Genomic DNA, 11,521 nt, shown 5'->3' with positions numbered 1-11,521 from the left:
GAAAAAGCCATCCCTCATCAACAAACTCCTTCATCCAGGAGCTTGAATCACAAAAAGGCCCCACCGTGAACCCTATTTATGGGTCCTGAGCCTAGGATCATACATTGATTATATTTGAACTTGTGTTGCGATGAAATCAGGTGCAATATTAATTACGTGTATATTATTGTCAGATATTTACTGGCCAGTCTCGCCTAAAATTAAGGACAAGTTCTAATAATTATGTATAAAGCCATTTGTTAATTCAATATAATGCAAAATTATTTTTGAAATTAATTAATGCTTTATTTAATTGGATGCGGAAAATGAACCCAAAAAGAAAAATATATGACTGCTTTATTGTTTACAATGAAGTAGATTTATTGGAGTTACGCTTAGAAATACTTTACCCTGATGTTGATGTTTTTGTTATTATTGAGGCAACAGAAACGTTCTCTGGTTATCCCAAGAGTCCGTTTTTTGAATGCAACCTTGACAGATTTAAACGTTTCCAAGAAAAAATCCGCTATATTTTAATTGATGACTTACCGGATACACCCAATGCATGGATCAGAGAAGCTTGGCAAAGAAATGCTATGATGCGCGGTCTTAATGATGTTCAGCCTGATGATATTATTATTTTTTCCGACGTTGATGAAATTCCGAGAATTTCGAAAATTATCAATCATGATTTTCAAGATAATATTTGGGAGCTAGAGCAAAATTTTTATTATTATAAAATAAATCTTCACTGTGGTCTTTCTCGTGCTGCCTTTGTTATACAAGCTCAGAACTTGATACTTACTCCGCAAGAAATGCGTCAATTACCCAGAAAACCTCGGATTGTGGATGCGGGCTGGCATTTTAGTTATTTGTTTTCACCAGAAGGCATACAAAATAAGATAAAAGCTTTCTCGCATCAGGAATATAATAAAGAAGAATTTACAAATATTGATCATATCAAAAAAATGGTGGAAGAAAGAAAAGACCTTTTTGGACGTGATAGCTCAAAAATGTATATCCAAAATGATTATATTAGCTACCCCGATCATATTAAAAATAATTTAGAAGCATATTCACATTTGTTTTTTGATTTTAAGAATTTTTGATGTAGTTTAGGTTGATTTTTTTGCCCAAGCCCAACGTCCATCATCTTGAAATCCTTTATAGTGAGGATGCTGTGCGACAATGTAGGTCATGACATCATGAATATGGGGTGTGGATCGATACTCTGGGTCAAGTGCATTGGATTTTTCTTTCCAGCTCGGACTTGAGGCAAATGTCCACCTTAAGTCATCAAATACAACTGTTCCGCCAGGCCTCAATAATTTATCAGCCAAAAAGAAATCAAGGCTCGCATGTGCCCAATCATGATACGCATCGATGAAAACAAAATCAAAAACCTGATTACATTGGCCGTTATTAGTATTTTCTAAAATTAAATTCCTTAAGGACCAATGACTACCATTTTGATGGAAAATAGGTTCAATATATTCAGATAAGCCCGCTTCTTCTGATACATGATACACATTGGGGTCATAATTGTTGGCAGCAGGGATATCCAGAGTGATGACTTTACCACGACCAAGAGTGTCAAGCGCTGAGGCCATGTAACACGCTGACTTGCCGTGTGCTGTACCTATTTCAAGAATGTTTTCAATTTTATTTTCTATGATATAATCATACACCTTACGACCGTCAACAGCATTGGTTGCTGGATATTTTCCAATACGACTTTCAACAGTTTCAAAATTCAATACTTTATCCTCTTCAGATAGAATTTTAATATTAGAATAATCACTACTGCCTGTATTCATCGACTCCGATAGACGGTTTCTAACATATCATTACTCTTCATCCACTCAAAATAATGAATAGTCTCCTTGAGGCCATCCCTTAAAGCAACCTTAGGCTCCCAATTCAGCATATTTCTGGCTTTTGTAAGATCTGGGCGTCTTTGCACGGGATCATCACTAGGCATAGGGCGAAACTCAAAATTTGGTTTCACGCCCATGATGTCGCTAATCAATTCAGCCAGTTCCAAAATGGTAAATTCGTCATCATTGCCAATATTGATAGGGCCTGTAAGTTTATCTCTATGATCCATCATTCGCAGGATGGCTTCAATCAAATCATCCACATAACAGAAACTCCGGGTTTGCTTGCCTTCCCCATAGATTGTGATGGGGTCTCTCTTCAGGGTTTGGACAATGAAGTTGGACACAACACGCCCATCATTTGGATGCATACGTGGGCCATAAGTATTGAAAATACGGCCAATCGCGACTTCAAGATCATATTGTCGGTGATAATCCATAAAAAGAGTTTCAGCCGACCGCTTGCCTTCGTCATAGCAGGAGCGGTGCCCAATTGGGTTAACATTGCCCCAATAGTCTTCTGTCTGGGGGTGAACTGTCGGGTCGCCATAAACCTCGCTAGTCGAGGCTTGAAAAATCCGACCGTGAACGCGTTTTGAAAGACCAAGAACATTGATAGATCCGTGTACACAAGTTTTCAGAGTTTGTACGGGATCATGCTGATAGTGCACAGGAGAGGCCGGACAGGCCATATTGAATATTTTATCCACTTCTAGGTAAATGGGAAAAGTGATGTCATGTCGAATGAATTCAAAATCTTTGTTATTCAATAAATGGTAAATATTCTCTTTCTGCCCTGTAAATAAATTATCGACGCAGATTACCTGGCAGTTTTTCCGCTCGATCAGGCGGTCACAAAGATGAGAGCCCAGAAACCCGGCACCGCCGGTGACCAATACTTGTATCATACTAACCCCGAGAAGACCATAATATGAAAGTGAATTTACTCTGTAACATGAAGAGAGTGCTAAGATAGAATTTTCTTAATCATGGCTTCAATAACGGCAACAGAAATTCGGATATCCTGACTATTCGCATTTCGATTCGGGTCAAACTCTTCCTCTTCCCCCACCAGAAAATAATAGTCTGCCCCAGCAAAAGCAGAAATAAAATAAAACAAACTACTGATGTAATGTGGCGAAAAGAGCTCCAGAATCTTGGCGCCACGTCGACAAAATGCGGTATTGGTTAACCCTGCACCATGAGGTGCAATAATCATCGTCGCTGAATGTATGATGCTGACCTGTTCAAGAAAGTTATAATCTTCAAGGACAACTTCCTGAAAACCCTCCCGCCTTAACAGGGTCGAGACCTCAGCCATATTGGTTAGCGTGCGCACGCCACGCTTCAGGCGCGTTATAAAGATTTTGTCACCCAGAGGGGAATGGGGAGCACGATATGGTAGGATTTGCTCCCGCAAGAAATTGACCATCCAGTCAGCAGGAATTCTATGCCCAACCCGACGCAAACTTGGTACATGCATTTCTTCAGAAAAGAAAGAAACATCGTAATTCGCCGTATGGACTTTTCCTTTAAATCCAATTAAAGGAAAAGTCGCAAACTGAAATGGGTAATTGAGAGTATTGATTACTATGTGTTCATAGCTTTCCAGTGCATCCAATCGTCCAGCCCGTGCCAATACATCGATCATCCAGTGAAAGTAATTGAGATCGCCAGCTGGGGCCGCAAGAAAAGCGGTTTTTCCATGAAGTACAATATCCCCTTCTTCAGGCTCAGCATATTCTTTCAGTCTAATGTCGTCCGACAAGAGTGTCACAGAGCCGGCAAATGCATTAACTCCGTGGCTCGGATGATTGCCATAATATGTGAGATTCTCTAGAGAATTCCGATACGCATCTGTTTCATACTGCCTTTCGTGTCCGATTGGGTGCTTAACATCGTGGGCACCACCTCCGATTTCATTTAAGAATTCCATAAACAAACCTTTAACGGACAGGGGGAAGAAACAAGCTTCATATTATATAAGCCACCCCGCTATCGACAATAGTATCATTATATTGCGACCAAATCATATCCCGCAACTTGAACAGTCTTCGCCTCTGGAAACAACGCGTCAAACTTTGCTTTATACACTGAATGCGCTGACATGGGTGTCAATATCATTTTATTGTAACCCATAAAGACAGGCCAAAGGGTTGGCCCTTGATGAAGGAACAATATGACGGCTTCAAACACGCCGGGCCAATGACGATGGATAATGTCATCCAAAAAAACCAGCCCCTTATCGGCAATCAGAGTTTCCGCTATCTTTAGATCCTTTAGAGTATGCTCAACTGTATGGCCCCCATCAATGGAAATTACTTTCGGCCGCATTTCCGGCGACGCTTCTAGACTGGCGGGATCTAACCTGGACGAATCTGCAGAAATCACGGTAACATTTCGTCCTTTATACCTATCAAATCTTTCCAAATTGGTTATGAACTGATCTCTATTACCTTTCCCACTGCCATCAATATTCAAATCCTGCATTTCAAAAAGATCAATGGCAAATGAAGGATAACGTTCATCATCGACCATTGCATTGATTGCCATGAAAAACCGTCCATGGTGAATCCCAATCTCGAGCGCACCACCTTTTGCGCCAAATTCTGTCATCATGTGATACGCATGGAAGGTAACATCAAGCATGCGTTCCTCAAGCCAACCTTGAGTCTCATGAAAACCGTTAGATTTATACTCTTTAAACCAACTTAAATATTTGTCTGTTTCGCTTGTCATGTAAATATCCAATTCTTTCAGTATTGTCGAGAATCGATAATTTCTTCAAAAAAGACCTTGGTCATATAGCCTTCGTTTTTGAGTGTATATTTCTGCTTGACTTGTTTACCGTTCTCTTTCAGCGTCGCCATAAGGTCTGGATCACCCAGAAGCCTAATGATCGCGGCGACAATACCGGAAACGTCCATTGGATCAATGAGCAGGCAGTTTTCTTCATGGACTGCGTAGGACGTTATTCCTCCATATTTGGTCAAAATCGGAACAACGCCACAAGCGATAGCTTCTAGGCCGGGCCGCCCAAAGCCTTGATAGATTGAAGCATCCAGAAGCATAGTCGCATCATTGAGCATATTGGCAACGTCCTTTGCACTATTCAGGACGCCAAAATTCTGAATATTTGGAGGCAATTCACCGTGATCGAATCCGAAACCATAGATCCCTAGATTCAGATCTGGCCAATGTTCAGACAAAAACTGGAAGACTTTACGGGTGACGGTCCAGTTTCGCCTTGGCGAACTCGGCCGTGCCATCGAAACGAGCATTGGGCTACGGCTTCGACCATAATCGGCAAAAATATCGGTATTTAATCCTAGCGGAATAATACGCGTTTCACCGCCAAATTTTTCGAGCTTTTTCTTGAGCCATTCTGTTTTGACAATACGGTTTTGTACTAGGTCATAGCTCACTTCGGCCTTGATAGATTGCACGGGATCGTCTGGGTGAAAGTCAGGCTCATAGTCCTGAACGAAATAAGCTGTATCTTTACAAAGCCCACGGGCATGTGCCTTTTTAACTGTATAGGCTGTATCCCAGGCAGTGGCGATGTACAAATCTGCTTGAGGACCACTGGCGAGCAAATCCGCCTCACTCTCAAACTGTAGTGGGGAAAAATAAGACGCTGCATAGCGTAGGGCGTCTGTTCTTTTGCCACTGACAATCGCCACATTAGCGCGCACCCCTTCGAGAACAAGGCGGTTCACCACCTGCAGAATAGAAATTATCCCTCCATAAAGTGGCATATCCGGTACGATATACAGGACACTCAATGATTTATCGTCTTTGTTATAAATATTCTTGTTTGGCCCATGTTCTAGAGTCTCCAAATCATGGCGCATCGCGCGCAGAGGGTCATTAGCGGTCCATTCCCGTTCAAGCTCATCGAATCTCTCTAACCATCGGCTCCGAAAGATTTGACCGTTCACATGCATATGAGCGTTACGCATCTCTTCGCCGAAAGAGCTCCACCCATGATGAAATACATAGAGGCCCATGGCACAGACAACACGCCAGCCCGCATCTAGTGCCTTGAGGCAATAGTCTGTTTCCTCCCAATAACCCGGATCGTAAATGGGATCAAAACCACCCAATTGTTCATAGACTTCCCTGCGAAAGGCGAAGCTGAAGCCAGATGCGCAATTTATATCAACAATTTCTCTGCCATATGTCTGGTCAATATATGATTGAAGCGAATAAATATTGTGCCCCGCTGGAAAAGGAATGCGGGTCCAGTTAGCCCAGGTAGAAACAGGATTTATTATCCCTACATCTTTGTGAGCATCAAAGATACCAGTGATTTTCTCGAAAAAATCTGAGAATATGATCGTATCAGAATTTTGGCTGACAATGATATCTCCGCTTGTTTTTGAAAAACCCTTATTCACACTTTTTAAATAACCAATATTTTCCTCGTTATGGATCAGTGTGCAGTTATCCTCCTTAGCCAGCCTCTCAGTCAACCATGCCTTGGCATTTAAATCGCTCCCGTCATTCACAATGATGAGCTCAACATTGCCATGCCTATGCTGTACCAAACTTTCAATACACTCACGGACCTGGTCAAGCGCATTGTATATAGGCACAACAACAGAAATTTTAATCATTTTATACACATCTCTTCAATCAACCAAACATTTTTTTATTAGAAACTTGTTGGATAGAACTTCTATAAGCTAAAGCGATCTTGGTGATTTCTAGGCCATCATCCAAGATCTTGTTTTGCGCACTGATACGTTTTCTCAAATCTACGTCTTGCGACCGCAAAATAGTCTGGGCAAGAGACTGACTATCTCCATTTTGGTAAACTAGTCCATTGAATCCATCTTCGATATAATCGCACAAGCCGGTGCCACTCGGCACAATGACTGGTTTTCCAAAGGCAAGTGCTGTCATTACAGCACCGGAAACCCAAACTGTCTCGTGTGTGAACACGCAAACGTCTGCAGCAGTTACAGCCATAGAGAGGTCATAATCGCTGAAGCTTTGGTTTTTCAGGATAACGTTCTTGTGGTACGTAAATCCACTCCGGGCCGTAAAAGAGCCCGACCATTTACCCAACAACATCAACTTGGATGAGTTTTGATCTTCATGCGCCATAAATTGAGCCCATGCGTTTGAAAGAATATTGAGTGATTTGTATGGCTTAAACTCTCCAAATGTTAGAAAAACAAAATCACTAGATTCAAGCTTAAGACGGCGACGGGCATATCCACCACTCATGTTTGTTTGAAAGGCAAAAGCGACGGAGTGGTGTGGCACCACATCGATACGACCCTGCTTGATAAAACGACGGATCCACTTCGGTGCTATGCTTGAATGCGTAAAGACTAGGTCAAGTATGCCATCTAATTCTGCATATAGCTCGATATCGACATCCAGATGCTCCGGATTATAAGGGTAGGGATTGTGCCATGTGTGGACAAGCGTAGCCCCATTGGATTTCAGACCTTGCAGGGCCTTCAGCAGTTCGTTCTTCCGCAACCAAGTTTGTTCAGTAGTCTTAGCATGATAAAAGGGCTCAAATTGATGGAACCAGAATATGATTCCCTTTTTTTTAGAGGAATAATTAAGCATCTCCTCCAAACTGGATGAAAACCGATAATCCCACTTATCATCTGGAAATCCACGCTTAATATCCCGATAATATGGGTTACGAGCATTTTTTGGAGTCATTTGCACAAGAATTTTGGGTGCTTCATTAACATTCTCTGGTGCAAGAACACCTGCAGAATAAAGTTTATCAGGGCGTTTCTTGTGTTCCTGTAGCATTTGAGCACAAATGTTCTGATCAAAAATATAGTTTGGGTGCTCGGCTAGAAAAACGGACCGCAAGAAATTCGGATGGGGTGATCCACAACCGTAAGCTATGAAATATTCTAAGGGATGGAGCCCAGTGCTATCCAGATCGTCAAATTGAGCCCTATAGTAGGCTGTATCAAATATCGCACATGGGTTAGGATGTGGGACATCCATGAAAGAGCTTTTAAGATAAGTCACATAAGGTGCCTCTGTTGCCATGGGGCCATGCGATGTTGAGAGCCGGTAGTATGTCGGATCAAACAGTGGGTGAGGCTCCATCGTCCAGCATTCCTGGCGGCTTAAGTACGCGATCAAAGTTGGCTCACCCAAAGAATTGGCATAAGCAACTAGCTGTTCCGACGGACAAAAAAGTGCAGAAGGTTGAATAGACCGGGCTCTGGGATCGGTCAGATATGTACGCACCACATCTCCAACTGTAAGGTTTTCACGCTCTATGGAGAGATCTTTCGCGATTTTTTGGGGATCAAACAAAGGGCAGGGCCGCACAGATAAATCTGTCACTGCATCCATCATTGACAATCCATCAGAGACGGGATCGTTAAGAAAAATACCAACTCTTGCCATTTGTAAACGAAAATAATCGGCGTCAAAGAGGGCCAAGCTCACGTCACGGTACAGGCTTCTGGCCGCACTATCCTTCCACGTAAAGGACCGTTCCTGAGGGCCGGGCCAGCGGGCGATTAGATTGTCTTGCTCTGTAGCCCTGAATTGAGCAATCCAACTGACTAACGTGTCTCCAATGAACACGTTGGCAGTTTCCCCACTCTTTACTTGGTCCAGCATTGCTTCAGATAGAGTGTATCCAGCTGGAACATGGAATCCATACCCAAGATTAATAAGTTGCGGCTCCACCACATGCACCTTTTTTGAGGGCTCGAGCCGGATATTAAGAGTTTGGTCCGAACGCCCGCAAAGATAGTGGCCGCTGGCTTGTGCTTTGCTAATGGTCAAATTGTTCAGAAAGATCGGCGACATATGACATAGTGCACCAATGTCAGATACCCTGACCTCCACTGCGCCCAAGGGTTTGAGGATGGTGGCTTTCGATTTCGTCTCGATCTGACCTGTGCCTGCAGTCGTGGCAAACCAAGTATAAGTTATCTGCGAGACAATCTGGATACCGCTTGCTGGCAAAACCAAGTCTAGTAGAAGGGACGCATTTTTTGACAATTGAGCAAAGCCTATAAGTGTCGTGACTTCACACCAGCGAGATTTTAACACAGACGCCCTCTGCCGTATTGCGTTCGAATATCGAGGGTGTCCTACATTTTCTTTTGGCACTACTATAATGTCCATTTGTAATGGGGAAGTGCCTTCTGAGTAAATCAAGAATTGGAGCCCAAGCACAACTTCATCATGAGATGGTGATACTAGACCCATTTGGATCACAGACTGACCATTCAGCGTCGTCTCCGTTTCCAAAAAACCTATAGAAGCTTTTTGTTCAATCTTTGCGTTAAACGGGGTTTTTTCGAAATCAATATCATCGTTTGGAAAAAATTGTAATTTTGAGTTATTACCAATCTGAAAACAGTTTTTTTCTGTCCTTATTACTTCAGAAAAGACAGGCTGCCGGAATGTCTCACATTTAACTGTATTATAATCTTCTGTTATACTTTTCATTGATCTATACTTTATTTGTTGCAATTTTAGCATGAATTGATGATAAGATACGCTAAAATTTTAGAATAACAAAGTTTTTTGCGAAGCTCCTTGAATGCTCGCTTCTCCTGTAACTAAGCTGTAACAGCGCAAGAATGCGCTGCGAAAAATCATCTGTGTGAGCACTGTTTCAACCAACAGCGTCTTCGGGTCCAGCCCACCTTCCATAACCAAGTCCTCGCCCTTGTAGTTCGGAAATCTGTCCAGCAGCGATCTCGGCGTTCATTAAGCAGGGCGCCGTCGTTAGTTCGGAGATGGACTTTGACAGAAAGTCACCTTAAACGCCCAATAATCTTGTTTCTGAACCCCACTCTTGCGTCGGCAACATATTGATACAGGCGGACGATGGTCGAGTCGATCATCTGTACGCTGTCGGGGATATTTTCGTTATTGTTCAACGCCTCCTGCAACAGATCCCAGGCGCCGACAGCGGTCCAGCACCTGAACTAAAGATGATCGCCCCTACTTCCGGCCAAGTCGACATTGTGCGCCTGTCCGGGGGTGCAGAAGACACCGTTGAGGACCAATGTATAATCGCGCATAGAGCGGCCCGGTTTCAATCAGGAACGGTTCGAAGAACGCCCATTCATCGTCGCTCATAAGATCACAGGTCACAATATAACTCTCAATTTCACATCTTGATGATGTGGGCGCCCCTGCATCGGAAGCCCTGGCGATGATGCTATTGAGGGCAAGACCATAGAAAAGCAGCGTTCAAATGACTTTGAAGAAGATAGGACTGGATTTAGCGAAGAGCGTGTTTCAGGCGCATGGTGTTGATGAAGCAGGTGAAGCCGTGCTGGCGAAAAAACTTCATCGTAAACAGATGATTCCGTTTTTCTCAAAACTGGCGCCGTGACTAATCGGAATTGGGGCCTGCGCCACAGCGCATCACTGGGCACGAACCTTGATCGCTATGGGTCATGACGTAAAGATCATGCCACCTTCTTATGTGAAAGGTTATGTGAAACGTGGAAAGAGCGATGCTCTGGATGCGGAGGCGATCTGTGAAGCAGTACAACGGCCGACCATGCGCTTTGTGCCAGTTAAGACTGTAGAGCAGCAGGGTATCCTCATCGCCCATCGCACGCGTTCGCGTTCGCGTTCGCTACTTGTGCGTCAGCGCACCATGGCCGCCAACGCCCTTCGAGCACATCTGGCTGAATTTGGCCGTGTTGCCAATCCTAGCGTTAGCAATTTGATGAAGTTGGCTGATCAGGTGTTTAAAGAGAACTGCCTTCCGCCCTATGCCTGCAGCGCGCTCGATAGCCTTCTTCGCCGGATTGCCGAACTGAGCGCAGAGATCAATGTACTGGAGCAAGATCTACGCACTTGGCACGCCGACAACGAGGCCAGCCGTCGTCTCGCTGCAATTCCCGGTGTCGGCATCATCACGGCGACTGCACTTGCGGCGACTGTCACCGATCCCGACCAGTTCCGATCTGGCAGGCAGTTCGCTGCATGGCTGGGGCTTACGCCGCAGCAGAATTCGACAGGAGGAAAAATCAAGTTTGGAGGAATCTCAAAACAGGGAGATCGCTATCTGCGAAGACTGCTCATGGTCGGCGCTACTGCTGTCATGCGTCATGCAAAACGTAAACCAACGCCCTTAACCGATTGGGTCAACCACTTGATGGAGACAAAACCGTTCCGTCTCTTCTCAGTTGCTTTAGCCAACAAGCTTGCCCGGATCGCTTGAGCCGTTCTAACCCGAGGCGATAGCTACAGACCTTACGGGCTGCCCGCCTAGAGGCAGCGCGGCCCTACCTGAATTGGCAATGGCAATCGATGATGTGTAACGATCGAGCCAATGGGGAGGAAAACCCGCCTGATTCAACGCGCAATTCAAACGCGCCATCTTGATTAGGGACCTCACCGGCGGATTTCCATCAGGGCCAGCAGCACTTAAATCGCTGCACAAACAGGCCGGACATATGAAAGCAACCGATCAAAACAAATCGAAAAACAACCCTTGCCAAAGGGGGCGCCCACATATGAATCACAGCTCAGGCGATTTGGAGAGCTACTTGTCAAAAGAGCATAGAGTCGACATGATCGATTACAGCGTTAGGCTGTAGGCTCATAAGCTCTCAAGCGCAGGCGTATTGCGGCTATCTTCACCATTGCCAGAAAGGTGGAGCCCAGTTTGTCATATCGGGTTGCAATAC

At 44.2% G+C, this 11,521-nt stretch carries 7 protein-coding genes and 2 pseudogenes; 2 read left to right on the top strand and 7 right to left on the bottom strand.

Annotated features, from left to right (window positions below):
- Positions 1–236: 236 nt before the first annotated feature.
- Positions 237–1,088, top strand: coding sequence for a glycosyltransferase family 17 protein (locus BXY39_RS00850; protein ID WP_121936960.1), 852 nt, complete (start codon positions 237–239; stop codon positions 1,086–1,088).
- A gap of 6 nt (positions 1,089–1,094) precedes the next feature.
- On the opposite strand, the gene BXY39_RS00845 is transcribed toward BXY39_RS00850, so the two are convergent.
- The 6 genes from BXY39_RS00845 to BXY39_RS00820 all read right to left on the bottom strand — a co-directional run bounded on the left by BXY39_RS00845 (position 1,095) and on the right by BXY39_RS00820 (position 9,314).
- Positions 1,095–1,796, bottom strand: a complete 702-nt coding sequence (locus tag BXY39_RS00845) for a class I SAM-dependent methyltransferase (protein WP_121936959.1) — start codon at positions 1,794–1,796, stop codon at positions 1,095–1,097.
- A complete protein-coding gene (locus BXY39_RS00840) occupies positions 1,793–2,764 on the bottom strand; it encodes a UDP-glucuronic acid decarboxylase family protein (protein ID WP_121936958.1) in 972 nt (323 codons plus the stop codon). The genes BXY39_RS00845 and BXY39_RS00840 overlap by 4 nt, the downstream gene beginning before the upstream one ends.
- Positions 2,765–2,823: 59 nt before the next feature.
- Positions 2,824–3,792 (bottom strand): glycosyltransferase family 61 protein, encoded by a 969-nt coding sequence (locus BXY39_RS00835; RefSeq protein ID WP_121936957.1) that lies wholly within the window; start codon positions 3,790–3,792, stop codon positions 2,824–2,826.
- A gap of 77 nt (positions 3,793–3,869) precedes the next feature.
- A complete protein-coding gene (locus BXY39_RS00830) occupies positions 3,870–4,595 on the bottom strand; it encodes a class I SAM-dependent methyltransferase (RefSeq protein WP_121936956.1) in 726 nt (241 codons plus the stop codon).
- A 17-nt stretch (positions 4,596–4,612) separates the two neighbouring features.
- Entirely contained in the window at positions 4,613–6,475 is a 1,863-nt protein-coding gene (locus BXY39_RS00825; RefSeq protein ID WP_121936955.1) for a glycosyltransferase, read from the bottom strand.
- A 19-nt stretch (positions 6,476–6,494) separates the two neighbouring features.
- The gene (locus BXY39_RS00820) at positions 6,495–9,314 is read right to left on the bottom strand and encodes a glycosyltransferase (RefSeq protein ID WP_170163521.1); all 2,820 of its coding nucleotides are present in this window, start codon (positions 9,312–9,314) and stop codon (positions 6,495–6,497) included.
- Between the two features lie 757 nt (positions 9,315–10,071).
- On the opposite strand from BXY39_RS00820, the pseudogene BXY39_RS00815 reads away from it, so the two are divergent.
- Positions 10,072–11,052, top strand: a pseudogene (locus tag BXY39_RS00815) (IS110 family RNA-guided transposase).
- A gap of 368 nt (positions 11,053–11,420) precedes the next feature.
- On the opposite strand, the pseudogene BXY39_RS19630 reads toward BXY39_RS00815, so the two are convergent.
- Positions 11,421–11,521 (bottom strand): annotated as a pseudogene (locus BXY39_RS19630) (IS5/IS1182 family transposase); the annotation flags it as partial.

It is taken from the genome of Eilatimonas milleporae, assembly GCF_003688555.1.
Taxonomy (GTDB): domain Bacteria; phylum Pseudomonadota; class Alphaproteobacteria; order Sphingomonadales; family Kordiimonadaceae; genus Eilatimonas; species Eilatimonas milleporae.
The sequence above is the reverse complement of the archived record's forward strand: the minus strand, read 5'-3'. Positions and strand labels throughout refer to the sequence as shown.

Coding starts and splice junctions, on each gene's coding strand:
- BXY39_RS00845 (WP_121936959.1), bottom strand. CDS start 1,796: ATGAATACAGGCAGTAGTGATTATTCTAATATTAAAATTCTATCTGAA.
- BXY39_RS00840 (WP_121936958.1), bottom strand. CDS start 2,764: ATGATACAAGTATTGGTCACCGGCGGTGCCGGGTTTCTGGGCTCTCAT.
- BXY39_RS00835 (WP_121936957.1), bottom strand. CDS start 3,792: ATGGAATTCTTAAATGAAATCGGAGGTGGTGCCCACGATGTTAAGCAC.
- BXY39_RS00830 (WP_121936956.1), bottom strand. CDS start 4,595: ATGACAAGCGAAACAGACAAATATTTAAGTTGGTTTAAAGAGTATAAA.
- BXY39_RS00825 (WP_121936955.1), bottom strand. CDS start 6,475: ATGATTAAAATTTCTGTTGTTGTGCCTATATACAATGCGCTTGACCAG.
- BXY39_RS00820 (WP_170163521.1), bottom strand. CDS start 9,314: ATGAAAAGTATAACAGAAGATTATAATACAGTTAAATGTGAGACATTC.